The organism is Acinetobacter sp. A22 (genome assembly GCF_030913345.1).
GTDB classification, from domain to species: Bacteria; Pseudomonadota; Gammaproteobacteria; order Pseudomonadales; family Moraxellaceae; genus Acinetobacter; species Acinetobacter junii.
In genome coordinates, this window is the sequence record NZ_CP133162.1 from 3286607 (window position 1) to 3305570 (window position 18964).

Consider the following 18964-nt stretch of genomic DNA (forward strand, 5'->3'; position numbering starts at 1 on the left):
GATTTACCCTTTTGGAAAAGCTTTGTTGAACAATTTCACTTCGATATCAGCATATATCCCTTCTTTTAAGAACGGTTCATCTTGGATCCATGCATCGAGAGCTTCACGACTATCAAATTCGACAATAATCGTGCTACCTAAGAATCCTGCTTGAGGATTGTTTGGGTCTTTAGGATGAGCGCCCGCTGCGATCAGACGACCTTCATCATCTAATTTTTGTAAGCGTTCTAAATGTTGAGGTCGAGTTGCTAAACGTTTTTCTAGAGTACCTTCACGATCAGTACAAGTCAGCACAAAATAGGGCATAGCTGTAGCTCAATAACTTTAAATTTAGTCTGTGGTTTTAAAATGCTTTCTTAAGCAAAACAGTATAACAGCAAGGTAACTGATAGAAACGATAATATCGCCAAATGCGGTGAATTCGCCCCAATATTTGCCTTGCATAAAGATAAAACCGAAGAAAAAATGTAGTGAAGCTAATAAGAAGAATTGCCCACACCAAGCCCAGTTTAAACGCATCCAACCTTGAGGACTTAACTCAAGTAACGAACCTAATAATTTTTGGATAATTGGCATCCGTTCTTTATTGAATAAAGGTGTGACTAAGAACCCGATACCTATTCCAATATTGATGATGACAGCTTTCATTTTAATGTAAGTTACATCACTGAAAATTAAAGTGATTCCTCCAAAAATAATAGACATCACCACAATAAACCATTGCATTTTTTCCAGTTTGAATTTTTGGAAAAAGAACAAACAGCCATAAACCACTAAGGTTGAAATAAGAAGCGCGCATGTTGCAACAAGAATATGATTTTGATCAGTATTTCCTGCGCTACCCACCAATTGGAGAAGGGGGTGTTGACTATCTTTGGGATCGGTCGTTTTATAAAAGTAGAAGAAGATAATCAGCGGAAGGTAGTCGAGCAACGCTTTCATGTTACAGTACGATGATGAAATAGGTCAGATAGCATAATACAAACCATGTTCGGTGTCGATTTACATACTCATACTCACATTTCTGATGGTACGTTCTCTCCTGAGCAACTGGTACAGGCTGCTGTCGATTTGAAAATCCATATGTTGGCTGTAACTGACCATGACACTATGGATGGTTTAAGCTTTGCACGAAAGTATGCTCAAGATCATGATATTCAGATTATTTCTGGTGTTGAAATATCGAGTCAGTGGTCAAGACCAAACACGAAAAAAAGCTATGGTGTGCATATCTTGGCGCTGAATATGCAAGATGAAACACCGATCCAAGCTATGCTTGAAAATCAGAAAAAAGTCCGTGCGGAACGAGCTAAGGTCATCTGTGACTTATTAGAGAAATGTATTGATTTTGATATTTATCCAGATGTAATTGCGAAGGTTGATGGGCAAGCAGATCGTGTAACCCGAACGCATATCGCTAAAACATTGGTAGAGAAAAATATCGTTAGTCGTCCACAGCAGGCATTTGACCGTTTCCTAAAAGAAGGAAAAAAGGCTTTCGTAAAATTTGAAGGATTAGGCTTAAAAGATACCATCGATGTGATACATGCGAGTCAGGGTTTTGCTGTATTGGCTCACCCAACGCGTTATGATTTATCTGCGACGAATATCAGATATTTAATTGAATTATTTGCCGAGGCGGGAGGAGATGCAGTGGAATTACCTCCAAGTATAGAACCGGCTTCGACACGTCAAATGGTTGATCGAATGATTCAGCAGTTTGATTTAGCCGTTTCAATTGGCAGTGATTTTCATGGTGAAAATATGCCATGGATTAAACTGGGTAATACACCACGAGTAAAAGAAGGGCAAATTGGAATTTGGGATCGTTTCCAATAATTCTACCTTACAATAAGTTGTGATCATGTGCCTGTATGGGCGGTGGAGTAGGTCTGCCCAGCGTGCTTAACAGTTCAATTTCAATTGAACGCACCATCGCATCTAAAGGTAAGTCATTGCTTTGCGTTCCAAAAGGCTCTTCAATTTCTGTGCTCAGCGCATCGAGTCCCAAAAAGGTATAAGCCAAAATTCCGACTAAGAGTGGTGTGACTAAACCAAGTAAAGAACCTAAGCTAAATGGCAGCATAAAACAGAAAAAATAAACAGTTCGGTTCAATAAGACAGAATAAGCAAAAGGAATAGGGGTATTGGCAATACGATCACAACCCGTTTGCATCTCACTTAAAGCTGCCACATGACGGTTCATTTGTGTATAAATCACATCGGAAATTTCACCGTCTTTCAGCGCTTGCAGTAATTCCCATTGAATAAGGCTTAGTGTGTATTGCGGAGCATTATGTTGTTGGTAAAGCTGATTCAAAGCTTGCTGACTCAAACCGCTGGTTTCGGTCAGTTCAGTTGGGTTGGCTGTTTGGTGGCGTAATCGATCACGCAGCACATTCGCAAAAACAATCACATTTTGAATGATTCTTTCACGTCTGGCTTGTGCCAACACTCGACAATCTCGATCAAAATGACGTGAAGTCGCAATTAAAACACCCCAAAGTTTACGTGCTTCCCACCAACGGTCATAACATGCCGTATTTTTGAAACCTAAGAAAATCGACAGTACAACGCCGATCAATGTAAAACCAACCAATGGAATTTCAGGAAAACGATATAGGTCAATATATTCAACTCCGCCAATAATTGCAGAGATCAACATCACAAAACCTAAAGAGGGTAAAATTTTGGGTAAAATCGTCCCGCGCCATGAGAATAAAACTTTAAAAATGCTAGGCTGGTCGCGGACAATCATGTTATTTGAATCATTAATTTTATCTGTTGATGTTCATGTTAGATGGGCGCTTTGTCAAGATCAGATTGCTTGATTTTAATAGGGTTGAGTAGTTGTTGTTCAGTAAAAGAAAAATAGCCGTCAGGTGAAATAATAAAGTGATCAATCAAATGAATTTCAACCAATTTACAAGCTTGTTTGAGTTGTTGAGTAAAGTAGATGTCTTCATTTGAAGGTTGGGCTATTCCGTAAGGATGGTTATGTGCAACGACGATTTGACAGGCTTGTTGTTGAATTGCGTAGCGTAGGGTCTGATTCAATGAAACGCTACATGAATGCTGCGAACCGTAAAATAGTTTTTTGAAATGAAGCTTCCTCAGTTCTGCATCTAAACACAGAACAGCAAACACTTCTTGTTTTTCACCTAGAAGTTCATAACGTAAATAATCCAAAACCAAAGAAAAATGATCTAAACATAGTCGTTGTTGATGAAAATAGTTATTCAAATAACGTCGTCCTAATTCTTTGACTGCCATGAGTTGCGCATATTTGGTTGACGCGATGCCATTAAATTGGGACAAGTCTTCTAACGAAGCATCAAAAATTGGATTCAATCCTCCAAAATGCTGAATCAGGATACGAGAAAGTTCAACAGCTGAGTGTTGTTTTGAGCCTGAGCGTAGAAAAATAGCCAATAGTTCTGCATCAGATAGGCTTTGTGCACCTTGTAGTAATAAGCGTTCACGTGGGCGTTCTTGTTCAGGCCATGCTTTGATAGATTGTCTTATTGATTGATTCATTTTTATTCACATAATTTTTTTATGATGATGATTTTTCCAAGTGCATCACTTGGGTATGGCGATATTTAATGATATTGTGAGCGCCACTGCAACAGAAAGGTACCCTGTTTGTGAGCTTCGATCTAAGTGTAATTCCACATAAAAACATTATATTAGCGGTTACGGGTGGTATTGCTGCCTATAAAAGTGCCATTTTAGTACGCCGTTTAAAAGATTTTGGTTTCGATGTCCGCGTGGTCATGACACATGGCGCACAAGCATTTATCACACCTTTAACATTTCAAGCCTTGTCAGGGAATCCTGTACATACTGAGCTACTCAACCCTGAAGCAGAAGCAGGTATGGGACACATCGAGTTGGCGCGATGGGCTGACTTGGTGTTAGTCGCTCCTGCAAGTTGTGACACGATTGCGAAATTTGCCAATGGTTTGGCAGATGATTTGCTCAGCACATTATATTTAGCGACGAAAGCACCTGTTTGGGTTGCACCTGCTATGAACCAGCAAATGTGGGCAGCAAAAGCAACGCAACGCAATCTACAAACTCTGGTTGAAGATGGTGTGCATGTCATTATGCCTGATGCTGGTGAACAAGCTTGTGGAGATGTTGGTCTAGGTCGTATGCCTGAACCTGAAGATTTAGCCAAACAAGTAGCCGCTTATTTTCATAAAGCGCAGCGTGCAATTGCTGAGAAATTTGGTTTACTCGCTGGCAAGCGTGTCACTATCACTGCGGGTCCAACGCGTGAAGCAATTGATCCTGTCCGTTATATTTCTAATCACAGTACAGGAAAAATGGGTTTTTCTTTGGCAGCAGCATGTTATGCGGCTGGTGCGAAAGTCACTTTAGTTGCAGGTCCTGTCAGTTTAGATACACCAAATGGTGTTGATAGAATTAATGTGAAATCTGCTATGCAAATGCTTGATGTCAGTATGAATCAGCTCAAAGAAGGTTGTGATATTTTTATTGCAACTGCCGCTGTTGCTGATTATCGAGTTGCTGAAGTTGCGGAACATAAAATTAAGAAGTCTGGAGATGAACTTGCAGTTTCATTGGTTAAGAATCCAGATATCGTAGCGACCATTGCACAGCAACAACAGCGTCCATTTATGGTGGGCTTTGCTGCTGAGACGCAAAATGTTGAAGAATATGCTGCAGGTAAATTGGTTGCTAAAAAACTAGACATGATCGCATGTAATGATGTGTCTCGACCTGATATTGGTTTCGCTTCTGATGAAAATGCAATGACAGTATTTTTTGCTCAGTCATACCATATGGAAAAGCGTGAGTTAGAGAAAGCGTCAAAGCAAGAGATTTCGCAACAGTTGGTAGAAGCAATACATGATGCTTTACTACAGAAGTCGTAAATAAAACAGTTTTACTTTTAATTAAAATGCAACGAAATCGTTGCATTTTTTATGTATTCTAAACTTACGTCGTCATCTGACCTATAAGCACAACTGTGTGCGATGTCAGTCTGTACGTGAACTCAATTATAGCCACAGTTTTGATAGGACATCCTGATGATTAAAAAAACTTTAGCCACTGCACTTATGTTGTCATGTTTTAGTTTGAGTAGCCCAGTTTTTGCTGGTGGTTTATCTGATGATATGAAAGTACTCGGTAAAAACTATAAAGCATTCAATCAGGCTGAAAATCCACAGGCGGCAACAGCTGCTTTAAATAATATGCGTGCAGCAGCAGTCCATTCAAAACAGTATGAGTTGGCCTCACATTCAGCTGAAAAAGTTCCGACATCAACAGCATTATTTGAGCAAATTATTGTTGAAATTGATAAAGCAAAAGTACTTGTTCAAGCAGATAAGTTAGACGAAGCAAAAAAACAAGCGAAGAAAATTGCAGATTTACGTGATCAAGGTCATAAGCATTATATGCATTAATTTATTGGGATTTAGATCAATAAATCTAAGCATGTATTGTTAAGTCGAGCCAGTAGTTTAGTGATAAAACTGTACGTATTAAGCGTGCAGTTTTTTTATGCGCATTCATTTATATTGAATGCGCATAAAAAAACTGAGCATGATTCGGATTTTCATCAAATTTCTAAATTGATACAGTGAAACGATGAATGATGAGAGCTAATCCTATGTCCTCACAACAACATTATCAGCGAATTGCAGAAGCGATTGCTTATATACAGAATAATTTTCAAAGGCAGCCGCAGCTTGATGAAATAGCAGCACATATTCATCTTAGTCCTGCACATTTTCAGCGCTTGTTTACTGAATGGGCGGGTACCAGTCCGAAGAAATTTTTACAATATATCAGCATTGAACATGCAAAGAAGGTTCTGAAGCAACAGCAGGGCAGTGTATTTGATGCAACATTTGCTACAGGATTATCGAGTACCAGTCGACTACATGATCTTTTTATTCAAATAGAAGGTATGACACCTGCTGAGTATAAATATGGTGGGCAGCATTTAACGATTCATTATCAGTTTTCTGAAACACCATTTGGTCAGGTGTTGATTGCATCCACTCAGAAAGGCATTTGTACACTTCGATTTGTAGAAAATACAGCTGAAGCATTAGCACATTTAAAAGAGCAATTTCCTCATGCGATGTATATTGAACAAGTTGACGCTTTTCAAGAAGCTGCATTGAAGTTTTTTCGGCAGGATTGGGAACAACTCCCGATGATTAAATTACATCTCAAGGGCACACCCTTTCAATTAAAAGTTTGGCAGAGCTTACTCAAAATTCCAATGGGGCAACTTTCGACTTATGGACAACTTGCCCAGATGATAGATCATCCCAAAGCAGCTCGTGCTGTTGGAACAGCAATTGGTCATAACCCGATTGCATTTTTAATCCCTTGCCATCGCGTGATTCAGTCGACTGGCACTATCGGTGGATATGAGTGGGGAACAGTTCGTAAAACAGCAATTATTGGTTGGGAGGGCTCGCAGACTCATGCAATTATTTGATATTGAAGCAGATCCAACAGTGAACTATTTACCCTACGAGGGGACTGTTCATTATTATGGTAAAGTTTTAAGCAGTTTAGAAGCAGATCACTATTTCGAAATGCTTATGAAGAATATTGCATGGGAAAACGATCAGGCGATTATTTTTGGTCGAAAAATTATAACTAAAAGAAAAGTCGCTTGGTATGGTGATCGAGGCTTCGAATATACGTATTCCAACATTAATAAATATGCTTTGCCTTGGACTATAGAACTGATTGAGTTAAAAGCCTTAGTCGAAAAATTAACAGGTGAAACATTCAATTCTTGCTTGCTCAATCTTTACCATTCTGGAGAAGAGGGAATGGCTTGGCACAGTGATGATGAAATCGATCTCATCAAAAATGGTGCAATTGCTTCTTTAAGCTTTGGAGCGGAACGTAAATTTGCGTTTAAGCATAAACAAACCAAAGAAAAAATTGATGTGTTTTTAGAACATGGTAGTTTATTAGTTATGAAAGATACGACACAGACATATTGGTTACATCGTTTACCGCCAACCAAAAAAATATTTACACCACGGATTAATCTTACCTTTAGAACGATTGTTGAGTAATAAAAAAAGGACTGATATTCAGTCCTTTTTTACAGCTATCGCAATAACGATTATGCTTGACCTTGAGCATCTGCATCCGCTTGTAAGCGTTGCATGTTTGCTTCAAATTCTGCATCAAAGTTAATTGGTGTAAGTAACAATTGTGGGAAGCTACCCTTAGTTACTAAATCATTTACCGATTCACGTAAGAACGGGAACAAGATATTTGGGCAGTAAGCACCTAAGATATATGGAAGACGGTCTTCTTCAACGTTATCAACCAAGAAAATACCTGATTGAGTTACATCTACGATGAACGCCGTTTCATTTTCATTTGTTGCTTGAACTACAACTTTTAATGATACTTCGTAATGATTGGGGTCAATTTTTTCTGCAGCAGAAGATAAATTGATATTGAGTTCTGGTTGCCATTGTTTTGTAAATACTTGCGCGCCAGGGACCTCAAAAGAAATATCTTTAGTATAAATACGTTCTAATGCAAGTTGTGGTTGAACTTGTTCTTCGCTCATTGTTTTTCCTTAAAGTTAAGCTAATAATTGGTCGAGTTTACCTTCACGCTCTAAAGCATAAAGTTGATCAAAACCGCCAATGAATTGGTCTTTGATAAAAATTTGAGGCACTGTACGGTGGTTAGTACGTTGCATTAACTCAATACGAACTTCAGGTGCTTCATTTGAAAGATTAATTTCTTTAAAAGCAACGCCTTTACGCTCAAGTAATTGTTTTGCACGTACACAGTATGGGCAAGACAGCGTTGAGTAAATTGTGACGTTTGGAGTTGTCATCTTATTGCTCCTTAAGCTTTGGTTTTACTTTTAACTAAGGGTAAGCCTTGAGCTTTCCAGTTGCTTATTCCACCATCTAGACGATAGCTATCTGCATGCGCAACTTTTTGCAATGCTGCACCCGCAACTTGACCTAAGTTACAGATAAATACCAATGGACGATCACTTGCTTTTAATTCATCTACATGACTTGTGATTTGGCTATATGGAATGTTACGGCTACCGCTGATGTGACCATCACGGAAATCTTTCGCATCGCGAAGGTCAATCAGCATGGCATTTTTTGCTTTAACCAAAATACCGAGTGATTGCGGTGAAATTTTACGACCATTACGTTGTCCTTCTAAAACAAAGAACAACACGATCAATACGCCGAGCGCACCAAATAAGAAGGGGTGATTCCCCATAAACTCTAACCAGCGTTCCACAAGTCACCTAAAGTTAAAATCAAAATTGATCCTGAGTATAACGTATCTCTATGGTGATCAAAATCCTTAGTTCAAGGGGGAATGATCGAGAAAAGTTAACTTTTTTGTTGTGCTTCTTGAATTTCATCAATGAGGCGTAAATAACTGTCAAGACGGCGCTGTAAGATTTCACCTTGATCAACTGCTTGTTTCAATGCACAATTTTTCTCATGCGTATGGGTGCAATTACGGAATTGGCAGAGACCAAGATGTGATTCAATTTCAGGAAAACCTGTGCGAACTTTTTCTAAATTTAGATGCCATAGTCCGAACTCACGAATCCCAGGAGAATCAATCAATGCGCCGTTTGATCCAAATTTAATCAGACGTGTTGAAGTCGTGGTGTGTTGACCAAGGGCTGAGTTTTCAGAGATTACATTGGTTTTCTGTGCTGCATTTGGGACGATGGTATTGATCAATGAGCTTTTACCTACACCTGATTGCCCTACAAAAGCCACAGTTTCCTTGTCCAAGCGTTGAGCAAGTTCAGTCAAATCACCTTGTGATTGGCAGATCATGGTTTCATAACCCAAGGCTTCATATTCACTGAGTAAATTTAGAATAGGATCATTTTCAGTGAGTAAGTCTGATTTGTTGAGTACCAATAATGCAGGAATATTGGCATCAGCACAGGCAACCAAATAACGATCAATCAATGTTGGTGCAGGTTCTGGCAATGGTGCAAATACAATCACAATCAGACTAATGTTTGCTGCCACAGGCTTAACCTTATGATAGCGGTCAGGGCGAGTCAGTAGAGATTGTCTAGGATAGATTGCAGTAATGATTCCTAAACCTGTATTTGGATCTGCTTGCCATTTGACGCGATCACCAGTGACCAATAATTCGAGATTGGTACGAGTATGGCAACGCCAAACACTATCCAATTCAATTGGTTTCCAGAATGGCTCAGGCTCACCATCTTGAACTTCTGGTTTTTCTGGATGTTGATCAGGTACAGATAGTGCTTGTACTTCGAGTTGACGACCATAATGCTGAACAACTAGCCCATCCAAATCTTGTGATGTGTCAATGTCGTCTTGACGAGATTTGTGCTGTTTCTCAATACGACGTTGCTGTTGTTCGGTTAAGCGACGTTTACGAATTAAAGCCATTCATGTCCCAAAAAATCCATACATTTAAGACCGCAAAAATAGCATGAAGCCACTATAGAATTACAGCCAAGAAGTAATTAATTTGCTACTATTGATGTTTTTAAGCACTTTAGAATCACGATCTATGAGCAGCACCCCAGATACACGATTAATTTGGATCGACCTAGAAATGACAGGTCTGGATACGGATAACGATAAGATTATTGAAATCGCAACAATTATTACTGATGATAATCTTAATATTCTTGCTGAAGGTCCTGTTTTAGCGGTTCATCAATCAGATTTGATTCTAAACGCAATGGATGAATGGAATACCAAGCAACATGGTCAATCAGGTTTAATTGAACGTGTACGCCGTAGCAAATTGTCTGCGCAAGATGCAGAACAGCAAACACTTGAGTTCTTAAAAAAATGGGTGAATCCAAAATCATCACCAATGTGTGGTAACTCAATTTGCCAAGACCGCCGCTTCTTACACCGCCTGATGCCTGAACTTGAACAGTTCTTCCATTATCGTAATTTAGACGTATCTTCAGTCAAAGAGTTGGCGAAACGCTGGAGACCTGAAATTATGAGTGGCTTAAAGAAAAATGCTTCGCATTTGGCGATGGACGATATTCGTGACTCAATTGCTGAATTAAAATATTACCGTGAATATTTTTTTATTATGAATAAATAACTCATGGCTTATCTTTTATAAGGATGCCATTGAAATATAAAAGGAGCTTCGGCTCCTTTTTTTAGGGTGTGTTGACACTTTTAGCTTAAAAAAATAGCGAAGTAGTAAAATCAAATCGCCAAACCCAATTTTACTATTCGCTATGCCTCGTACCATGCTGACAGATCAACACTGGCAAAAGTTGAAAACTATTTTGCGTAATTTATCTATTCATCACAACTCAAATTTACGTAATTTTATTGAAGCTATTCTCTATAGAATTAGAACAGGCTGTCCGTGGCGAGATATTCCTTCCTATTTCGGTCAATCAAACTCTATTTTCAAACGTTTTAATCGTTGGTCAAGCAGCGGTAAGTTGCTTAGATTATTCAAATTATTAGCATCATGCCCCGATATGGAGTGGATTTTTATTGATGGCTCTCACGTACGTGCTCATCAACATTCTGCCGGTATAGCGAATCAATCCATTTCTAAAAGTGTAGGAGGAAACTCCTCAAAAATACATTTGATTGTTGATTCACATGGCAATCCTATTGATTTCATGATTACCGATGGCACTACACATGACATCAAAGTTGCACCTGATTTAATAGCAACATTAGATTTAAAAGAGACAGAAGTGGTATGCGCAGATAAAGGCTATGATTCAGAACCACTGCGTGAGCAGATCAGAAAAACAGGAACAAAAGCGAATATACCAAAGAAAATAAATAGCCAATCGAACAATGATCATATGGACTGGTATTTATATAAAATCAGGCATTTAGTTGAAAATATGTTTTGTAGATTAAAACAATTTAGAGGGATAGCTACTCGATATGACAAGCTCAAAAGAAATTATCAAAGTGCTGTTGCCTTAGCCTGTATATTTTTATGGCTACCTTTATAGGTTTAATTATGAACAGTAAATGTCAACAGACCCTAATGAATGTAAAAAAATATTGGGCAGAATAAAGAAATCGCTTAAACTTGTGCTTTTATTGCTAACTATAAAAAGAGCGTATACATGCAAAGTAATAATCCAATTTTAACTCGTGTTGAAACCTATAGTGGCTTGGCTGAACCCATGACCATTCAAGGAGCGATTCAAAAATCGCTTCTTTTGACTGTGATCGCAGCGGTTCTCGGAATGGCACTATTTTTCTATTGTGCATTCACAGCAAATCTTTCGATTGCATATGCAGCGGCAATCGTCGGGGCAATTGGCAGTTTTGTTCTAGCTTTGATTACAACATTTAAATCCAATACAGCACCTGCTTTAGCAATTCCTTATGCTTTATTTGAAGGTGCATTTTTAGGTGGTATTTCTTTTATTTTCCAACTGAAATTTCCAGGTGTTCCGTTACAAGCTTTACTTGCAACATTTGTGACCACATTAGTTCTATTTGGTTTATATAAATTCCAAATCATTCGTGCAACTGAGAAATTCAAAGCAGTGGTGATCTCAGCATCTATTGCAATTGCTTTGGTATTTGTCGTTCAGATCATCATGAGTTTGGCATTTAGCTCAAGTATTCCTTATATCTTTGAAAGTAACTGGTTAGGTATCGGTTTTGCAGCTTTTGTTGCGGTAATTGCTTCACTGAACTTAATTTTAGATTTTGATTTAATTGAAAGTGCAGCAGCACAACGTGCTCCGAAAGCATTTGAATGGTTGTGTGCAATTGCTCTGTTAGCAACTTTGGTATGGATGTATTACTCATTTATGCGTTTGTTGAGTCTGATCCAAGGTGATGACTAACGAATTATTATCTTAAAAAGAAAATCGCCTTCATCTGAGGGCGATTTTTTTATGCAAGTTTGTAAAAAAGATGGATTATGCAATTCCGAAAAATAAGGAATGTTGGCATGATGTGGTGAAAATTTTTCGAGTGAGAATAAGATGTCACAAGGACTTTTAGCTGGTAAACGTTTTTTAATCGCTGGTATTGCAAGCAAATTATCAATTGCATACGGTATCGCTGCTGCATTACATCGTGAAGGTGCGGAGCTTGCGTTTACTTATCCAAATGAAAAGTTGAAAAAACGTGTTGATGATTTTGCAGCACAGTTTGGTTCAAGCTTAGTTTTCCCTTGTGATGTAGCTGTTGATGCAGAAATTGATGGTGCATTTGCTGAGTTAGCAAAACATTGGGACGGTTTAGATGGTGTTGTGCATTCAATCGGTTTTGCACCAGCACATACATTAGATGGTGACTTCACAGACGTGACAGATCGTGATGGTTTCAAAATCGCACATGACATTAGCGCGTATAGCTTTGTTGCGATGGCGCGTGCTGCAAAACCTTTATTACAAGCACGTCAGGGTTGTTTATTGACTTTGACTTATCAAGGTTCTGAGCGTGTGATGCCAAACTACAACGTGATGGGCATGGCTAAAGCATCTTTAGAAGCGGGTGTTCGTTATTTAGCACTAAGCTTGGGTAAAGAGGGGATTCGTGTGAATGCGATTTCTGCGGGTCCAATCCGTACATTGGCTGCATCTGGTATCAAATCATTCCGTAAAATGTTGGATGCCAATGAAAAAATTGCTCCATTACAACGTAATGTAACCATTGAAGAAGTGGGGAATGCAGCATTATTCCTTTGTTCACCGTGGGCTTCAGGTATTACGGGTGAAATCCTTTATGTTGATGGTGGTTTCAATACTGTCGGTATGAGCCAGTCAATGATGGATGATGAATAATAGATTTATCTAAATCATACGATAAAGCCGCTTTATAGCGGCTTTATTTTTTTAAGATGGAGATAAAGCTATATTAATCGCTGTGATTTATACTATCTATGCTGTAATCATTTTAACCCCTAAACATAATATGCTACATGTTATGAATCACTCGTGAAAAGTTAGTTTTTGTTGACAAAGCAGCTAAAATAGCTAATATTAATTATATAGCACCTGCGGTTAAGCTTGGTTTATTTGTTAACAACCTTGCCTCACCCGCAGGTTTTTTTATATCAGAACTAAACAAAATAATTTTATGGACATAAAGGTTGCAGTACTAGTAGACGCGTCATTCTTTTTGAAACGCCTAAATTTTTTCAAACGCCGCTATTTCCCTTCCGAGCCTGAGTTGACGCCTAAACAAGTTGTACAAGTTTTAAATTGCTGTATCAAGAGACATCTCAATGACGGTAACTCAAGTATCTATCAACATTTGTATCGTGTATTTTACTACGACTCACCACCATTAAATATAAAAGTACATTATCCTCTTGTTAATTCAGGAGAAACGAATCCTCGAGTTTTAGATTTTTCTAAACAACCAGAAACAATTCATCGAAATGAAATTCTCACAGAAGTTAAAAAGCAGAGGAAATTTGCTCTGCGTTTAGGGACAATCAAACATGATAAGCAATGGAAGTTAACGGATGATGCTCTCAACAACCTTTTGAAAGGCATATGTAAATTTGAAGATCTCACAAATAATGACTTTTATTACAGCATGCGTCAAAAAGGTGTAGATATTAAACTTGGTGTAGATATAGCCAGTATTGCACAGGAAAGACTTGTAGATAAGATTGTTCTTTTTGCTGGAGATAGTGACTTTGTTCCAGCTGCAAAATTGGCTCGTATAAATGGTATAGACTTTGTGTTAGATCCGCTCCGAAACAATATCGATCCTAGTTTGCATGAACATATAGATGGTTTAGTTTCTTATGATCTAGTCTCTATATTAAAAGATATTTTAGGTAAATCCCCTAGTATAATACCTGAATGGTGGTCTGAAGGCACGAGACCAAAGAAAGCTAAGGGACAACGCCGTAACCAATAGTAAAGCTCTCAGCTCATTAGAAATGAGCCAAAAACTTTAAGCAAGTAAGCAAGTAAACAATAACAACTCGTGTGCTATTGTTTTGGTAGTTCTTTAACAGGACTCCCACCCATGGCTTGCATTAACGTCACATAGGCATTGTATTGATTCTGCTTGGTTTCCACTAAGCTGAGTCGTGCTTTGCGTGTGGTCTCTTGAGCATCAAGTAAATTCTTTAAGGCGATTGCACCATTGCGATAACGCACTTCGGTAAGTCGCTCAGTTTTATTAGCTAACTCTATATTACGTTGCTGTAACTGTACTTGCTGATTCAGTTGAGTTCGATTCGATAATGCATTTTCTACATCAGCGAAAGCTTGGTATAGCGTTTGGCGATATTGAATAATCGCTTTTTCATATTCCAGATCACTAATCGCAATATCTTTCTTCATATCATTATATTGAAGAAAGGGTAGGCTAAAACTCGCACCTAAAGTGAGTGCAGGATTCTTCAAAAGTTGTGTCAGCGATGTACTGGAAGCACCTAAATTACCTGTGAGATTAATCGAAGGATAGTAGCTGGCTTTGGTTGCATCCTTATTCGATAGTGTTTTACGTAGACGTAATTCAGACGCTTGTAAATCTGGGCGACGCGACAAAATATCCGCAGGTAAGCCCACAGCGATATTCGGCAGAGCATTTCTTGGGAGCTGTTTCGGTTCTTGAATACTCAGTTGCTGTACAGGCATATGTAGCAATACTGCAATGGCTGTACGTGTTTCTACACGTTGTTGTTCAATCTGACTCAAACTGGCTTTTTGGCTTTGAACCGATTGTTCTGCTTGAGTTAAATCTAAACCTGAAACCGCACCTGCTTTGTATTGTGATTGCACCAATTCATAAATTTTCTGTGTAGAGGATAAATTCTGTTGGATGGTGTTATATCGCTCATTTAAATAACCCAATTGCCAATATAGTTTGGCTGTGGTGGCAACTAAACTTTGCGCGGTTGCTTGCAAGTCCTGTTCGCTTGCAAGAGCTTCCCAACGACTGGCTTCTGTTTGATTGGCAAGTTTACCAAATAAATCTAACTCATAACTGACACCCACACTGGTCGATAAACCACGATCAGTACCATTTCCTGAGCGTAGATCATAGTTATGACCTGTTGATACACTTGAACTGGTACGAATACCTTGTTGGTTTTCAGCTAAGCTAGCTTGTAAGCGAGCTTGTTTCAGTGTGATACCAGCAACTATAAGATCACTGTTTTTAGCGAGAACTTGTTCAACCAACTGATTGAGCTGAGCGTCATTAAAGAGAGTCCACCATTGATCGCTCAGATTTACATTTTTATTCTTTTGCACATCATATTGGAACTGTTGAGGAACCTGTACCGATGGCGAGTTGTATGGTGTTTTAACAACAGCAGAACAGCCAGCTAAAGAAGTGCTAAGGCATAGGGCAAGTGCGATTTTATTTGGTTTGAATAACATTGCTTGTCATTCCTTTAATAATTTGAAAGAGCATGATTAACGAGACGGTGTCTTATCGAGTTCTCATCCATTTTCTGGTTAAGCCTTCGGCTCGACCTACTTTTCTTTCGGGAAAAGTAGGCAAAACCATTGTCATCCGCAAAACCTGTTATATTCTTCCAATTATCTTGATCTATCGCAGAAGCAATATTTTTTGATACCACGCAGGTTGCGGATGACGTTCACGAGTATCATATTTCTGAGATAGATTTCTTCGCTATTATTCTCTTGCTAGTGCTGCAACTGGATCGAGTTGCGCCGCATTTCGTGCTGGTAAGAAACCAAAAACGATACCAATCAGACTCGAACATACAAAGGCTGCAACAATGGATGTCGTTGAATAGCTCATCTCAATAATGCCTTTGGCAAAGTGTCCGATAATTTGTCCAATCCCAAGCGAAAGCAATACACCTAGCACGCCCCCCAGTAAGCAAACCAAAATCGCTTCGATCAAGAACTGCTGCAAAATATCACCTTGTCGAGCACCCACCGCCATTCGGACACCAATTTCTTGGGTACGTTCGGTGACTGAAACTAACATAATATTCATGACCCCAATACCACCCACGACCAGTGAAATGACAGCAATTGCTGAAATTAACAATGTCATTGTCGCTGTGGTTTGCTCGATTGTTTCACGAATACTATCGGAGTTTTGGGTAAACACATCTTGAGCACCATGACGTTGTTCAAGTAAGGTCAGGATTGCATTTTCAGCAGCACTACTTGGGTATTCACCCTTGATTCGCACGATGATGCTGCGAACGTTAGACTGACCAAGCATTCGGCTCATTACCGTTGAATAGGGAAGATATACATTCAAGCTGTCGGAACTACCCATGAAACCTTGTTGCGCATCAATGACACCAATCACTCGACTCGGTAGACTGCCCAATAAGATCACTTGACCGACTGGGTTAGTACCATCAGAGAAAAAGGTTTTCTCAGTATTCGTATCAATGACCACATCCTGTGCGCGTTGGGTCACACTGCCTTTATCAAAAGGTTGTCCCGATTTAAAAGTCATACCGCGCACATAGAAGAAATCCGAACTTACACCATTGACGGTTGCAGATGCTTCAGTTTCTTTAAAACGTAAGGTCACACTTGTATTAACAGAAGGACTGACTCCATCAACATAAGGTTGTTCTGAAAGTGCATCTGCGTCCGCAGGTACAAGTGTTTTGGTTTGTGAGGCTCGTGAGTTATCACCGAATCCTCGTCCTTGGTACACAGTAATGGTATTCGTACCGAGACTACTAATATTTTCAAGAATTTGCTTCTGAGACCCATTACCCAATGCAACCACTGAAACTACAGATGCAATTCCGATAATAATCCCGAGCATGGTCAAAAAGGTACGCATTCGATGGGCATTCATCGCTAGCAATGCCATACGGAACGCTTCACCTAAGCGATCAAAGAAAGATCGCCAAGCTGAGGTTTTCTTTTGCGGTGAGCGTTGTAGTGTCTGACGTTTTAAATCGGGATCATCATTTTCAGGTGTATTAGCACGATCTGAAATAATATTACCATCACTGATTTCAATAATACGGGTCGCGTTTTTTGCTACATTGAGATCATGTGTAACTAAGATGATGGTATGACCTTTAGCATTGAGTTCACGCAAAATACGCATGACTTCAATACCGCTATTCTTATCCAATGCTCCTGTTGGCTCATCGGCAAGAATCACGTCACCGCCGTTCATTAATGCACGTGCGATCGAAACGCGTTGCTGTTGACCACCTGAAAGTTGACTTGGACGATGATGTAGACGCTCCTCTAAGCCAAGTTCAGAGAGCAATTCAGCCGAACGTTCCTGACGAAGATGACTATCGACACCTGCATAAATTGCAGGGACTTCAACGTTACCAGATGCACTCAAATCACCGAGTAAGTGATAACGCTGGAAAATAAAACCAAAATATTCTCGGCGTAATTGGGCAAGTTCATCAGGTTCAAGTTGACGTGTTTCACGTCCGTTGACCAAATAACTACCTGAACTAGGTTTGTCTAAACACCCTAAAATATTCATGAGTGTGGATTTACCTGATCCAGATTGCCCAACAATGGCAACCAATTCACCCGCATAAATTTTTAAATTAATGCCTTTGAGGATTTGGACTGTACCTTCACCTGCAGGGAATTCCCGAGTCAGGTTGCTGACCTCAAGTAGCGGCTGTGACGAATGCGTTTGATCTTGAGTCATATTACATTCTCATTGCACGTTGGTTACTGCGTTTTGCTGCTTCATTTGAGTTGTCAGAAGCATCTGCAATCACAACTTGGTCACCTTGTTTGAGTCCTTTCAATACTTGCGCCGTTACACGGTTATTGAGTCCGATCAACACTTGCTGTGGTTGAGCGCTACCATCAGCCTGTAAAACACGAACCATTCCTGTTGATGCTTTTCCTTGAGTAATTAGATTCTGTTCTTCAGCTGTTAACTCCAAACGTTTTGGACGCTGAACTTCTTTATTGGTATTACTCTCGGTTTTATCGACTGAGGTCTTGGCAGTATTTTTCGTATTAGATCGTTTTGCTTGAATCGCAGCTGCTGGGATTGTTAATGTATTTTTAGCTTCAGCCAACACAATATAGACTTGAGCAGTCATATCAATGCGCAGTTTGCCATCTTCATTAGGTACGTCAAAAAGCGCGTTGTAATAGACCGCAGAGCTTGATGAAGAAGAGTTCGTGCTCGTAGTTTCAGTATTGATTGAATCTGGAGCAGGTTCTACTTGACGTAAAGTCGCATAATGTTTTTTCTCGCTATTTCCTAGGGTGGTGAAATAAACGGTTTGACCTTTCTCAACTTTCATCACATCTGCTTCTGAAATCTGAGCTTTAATGGTCATCGTGTCGAGAGTTGCAAGTTTTACAATAGTTGGAGCCGTTTGATTCGCATTTACCGTTTGACCTTCTTCAGTCACGATTGCCACAATAGTTCCATTCATAGGTGCAACAATACGGGTATATCCGAGGTCTTCTTTCGCTGTTGCTAGAGTTAATCGAGATTGTTCAATTTGAGCATTAATCGCAGCTATTTGTGCCTGAGCTGTTTTGTAATTTGCTAATGCTGTTTCAAGTTCTGCACGTGATGTTGCATCTTGGTTATACATCGCTTGTTGGCGTTTGTATTCAGCTTCAACTTTTGCCAAATTTGCTTGTTGAACGGCAAGTTGGGCTTGTTGATTTTTAATACTTGCTTCAGCCGTTTTTAAATCATTTTCTTGACGAATCGAATCAATTTGCGCAATCAACTGACCTTGTTTAACTTGATCACCCAATTGCACGTACATTTTTTTCACTTGACCTGAAACCTGTGCACCGACACTCACCATTTTGGTGGCTTCCAATACACCTGTCGCCAAAACAGAATCTTCAATATCACCACGCGAAACTTCAGCACTAATATATTGTGGAGCTTCGGCTTTAGGTTTAAAGAACATCCAACCTAATACTGCGATGATCAATACACCGAGAGCGATCAATATTATTTTGCGAGGTTGAGTTTTTTTAGAGCTTGTTTTTGGCATGGTT

The 18964-nt window shown here is 39.3% G+C and carries 21 protein-coding genes; 10 read left to right on the forward strand and 11 right to left on the reverse strand.

What is annotated here, in order from left to right:
* Positions 1–3 precede the first annotated feature (3 nt).
* Both Q9Q86_RS16090 and Q9Q86_RS16095 read right to left on the reverse strand, forming a co-directional pair.
* Entirely contained in the window at positions 4–306 is a 303-nt protein-coding gene (locus tag Q9Q86_RS16090) for a YciI family protein (RefSeq protein ID WP_004906511.1), read from the reverse strand.
* A gap of 24 nt (positions 307–330) precedes the next feature.
* A complete protein-coding gene (locus tag Q9Q86_RS16095) occupies positions 331–942 on the reverse strand; it encodes a septation protein IspZ (RefSeq protein WP_004906514.1) in 612 nt (203 codons plus the stop codon).
* 45 nt (positions 943–987) lie between these two features.
* Here Q9Q86_RS16095 and Q9Q86_RS16100 point away from each other — a divergent pair, with 45 nt between their 5' ends.
* Positions 988–1839 (forward strand): PHP domain-containing protein, encoded by an 852-nt coding sequence (locus tag Q9Q86_RS16100; RefSeq protein WP_112987599.1) that lies wholly within the window; start codon positions 988–990, stop codon positions 1837–1839.
* A 7-nt stretch (positions 1840–1846) separates the two neighbouring features.
* On the opposite strand, the gene Q9Q86_RS16105 is transcribed toward Q9Q86_RS16100, so the two are convergent.
* The gene (locus Q9Q86_RS16105) at positions 1847–2758 is read right to left on the reverse strand and encodes a bestrophin family protein (protein ID WP_004906518.1); all 912 of its coding nucleotides are present in this window, start codon (positions 2756–2758) and stop codon (positions 1847–1849) included.
* 38 nt (positions 2759–2796) lie between these two features.
* Entirely contained in the window at positions 2797–3537 is a 741-nt protein-coding gene (gene radC / locus Q9Q86_RS16110) for a DNA repair protein RadC (RefSeq protein ID WP_112987598.1), read from the reverse strand.
* Between the two features lie 110 nt (positions 3538–3647).
* Between radC and coaBC the strand changes: the two genes are divergently transcribed.
* The 4 genes from coaBC to Q9Q86_RS16130 all read left to right on the forward strand — a co-directional run bounded on the left by coaBC (position 3648) and on the right by Q9Q86_RS16130 (position 7082).
* A complete protein-coding gene (gene coaBC, locus Q9Q86_RS16115) occupies positions 3648–4904 on the forward strand; it encodes a bifunctional phosphopantothenoylcysteine decarboxylase/phosphopantothenate--cysteine ligase CoaBC (protein WP_004906522.1) in 1257 nt (418 codons plus the stop codon).
* Between the two features lie 156 nt (positions 4905–5060).
* A complete protein-coding gene (locus Q9Q86_RS16120) occupies positions 5061–5438 on the forward strand; it encodes a cytochrome b562 (protein ID WP_112987597.1) in 378 nt (125 codons plus the stop codon).
* A gap of 206 nt (positions 5439–5644) precedes the next feature.
* On the forward strand, positions 5645–6487 hold the full coding sequence (locus Q9Q86_RS16125; RefSeq protein ID WP_112987596.1) for a methylated-DNA--[protein]-cysteine S-methyltransferase: 843 nt from the start codon (positions 5645–5647) through the stop codon (positions 6485–6487).
* Positions 6474–7082 carry an alpha-ketoglutarate-dependent dioxygenase AlkB gene (locus Q9Q86_RS16130; RefSeq protein ID WP_042893220.1) on the forward strand — a complete coding sequence of 203 codons (609 nt, stop codon included), beginning with the start codon at positions 6474–6476 and terminating at the stop codon, positions 7080–7082. The genes Q9Q86_RS16125 and Q9Q86_RS16130 overlap by 14 nt, the downstream gene beginning before the upstream one ends.
* Positions 7083–7132: 50 nt before the next feature.
* On the opposite strand, the gene secB is transcribed toward Q9Q86_RS16130, so the two are convergent.
* The 4 genes from secB to rsgA form a co-directional block, all read right to left on the reverse strand.
* On the reverse strand, positions 7133–7591 hold the full coding sequence (gene secB, locus Q9Q86_RS16135; protein WP_004906530.1) for a protein-export chaperone SecB: 459 nt from the start codon (positions 7589–7591) through the stop codon (positions 7133–7135).
* A gap of 15 nt (positions 7592–7606) precedes the next feature.
* Entirely contained in the window at positions 7607–7867 is a 261-nt protein-coding gene (gene grxC, locus Q9Q86_RS16140) for a glutaredoxin 3 (protein WP_004774456.1), read from the reverse strand.
* Between the two features lie 11 nt (positions 7868–7878).
* Positions 7879–8295, reverse strand: coding sequence for a rhodanese-like domain-containing protein (locus Q9Q86_RS16145; protein ID WP_004955555.1), 417 nt, complete (start codon positions 8293–8295; stop codon positions 7879–7881).
* Between the two features lie 95 nt (positions 8296–8390).
* Positions 8391–9449, reverse strand: coding sequence for a ribosome small subunit-dependent GTPase A (rsgA, locus tag Q9Q86_RS16150; RefSeq protein ID WP_004955558.1), 1059 nt, complete (start codon positions 9447–9449; stop codon positions 8391–8393).
* 124 nt (positions 9450–9573) lie between these two features.
* On the opposite strand from rsgA, the gene orn reads away from it, so the two are divergent.
* The 5 genes from orn (at position 9574) to Q9Q86_RS16175 (ending at position 13904) form a co-directional block, all read left to right on the forward strand.
* Positions 9574–10128: an oligoribonuclease gene (orn, locus tag Q9Q86_RS16155; protein WP_005403665.1), complete on the forward strand. Its 555-nt coding sequence runs from the start codon at positions 9574–9576 to the stop codon at positions 10126–10128.
* Between the two features lie 142 nt (positions 10129–10270).
* Positions 10271–11017, forward strand: a complete 747-nt coding sequence (locus Q9Q86_RS16160) for an IS5 family transposase (RefSeq protein WP_004912080.1) — start codon at positions 10271–10273, stop codon at positions 11015–11017.
* 117 nt (positions 11018–11134) lie between these two features.
* On the forward strand, positions 11135–11869 hold the full coding sequence (locus tag Q9Q86_RS16165) for a Bax inhibitor-1/YccA family protein (protein ID WP_112987370.1): 735 nt from the start codon (positions 11135–11137) through the stop codon (positions 11867–11869).
* Between the two features lie 141 nt (positions 11870–12010).
* Positions 12011–12814 (forward strand): enoyl-ACP reductase, encoded by an 804-nt coding sequence (locus tag Q9Q86_RS16170; protein ID WP_004955561.1) that lies wholly within the window; start codon positions 12011–12013, stop codon positions 12812–12814.
* A 388-nt stretch (positions 12815–13202) separates the two neighbouring features.
* Positions 13203–13904, forward strand: a complete 702-nt coding sequence (locus Q9Q86_RS16175; protein WP_171293840.1) for an NYN domain-containing protein — start codon at positions 13203–13205, stop codon at positions 13902–13904.
* 74 nt (positions 13905–13978) lie between these two features.
* Here the strand turns inward: Q9Q86_RS16175 and Q9Q86_RS16180 are convergent, their stop codons facing one another.
* The 3 genes from Q9Q86_RS16180 to Q9Q86_RS16190 all read right to left on the reverse strand — a co-directional run bounded on the left by Q9Q86_RS16180 (position 13979) and on the right by Q9Q86_RS16190 (position 18960).
* A complete protein-coding gene (locus tag Q9Q86_RS16180) occupies positions 13979–15379 on the reverse strand; it encodes an efflux transporter outer membrane subunit (RefSeq protein WP_112987372.1) in 1401 nt (466 codons plus the stop codon).
* 259 nt (positions 15380–15638) lie between these two features.
* Positions 15639–17630: a MacB family efflux pump subunit gene (locus Q9Q86_RS16185; RefSeq protein ID WP_112987373.1), complete on the reverse strand. Its 1992-nt coding sequence runs from the start codon at positions 17628–17630 to the stop codon at positions 15639–15641.
* A 1-nt stretch (position 17631) separates the two neighbouring features.
* Complete coding sequence (locus Q9Q86_RS16190) at positions 17632–18960, reverse strand: efflux RND transporter periplasmic adaptor subunit (protein WP_112987374.1); 1329 nt, start codon at positions 18958–18960, stop codon at positions 17632–17634.
* Between the last annotated feature and the right edge of the window lie 4 nt (positions 18961–18964).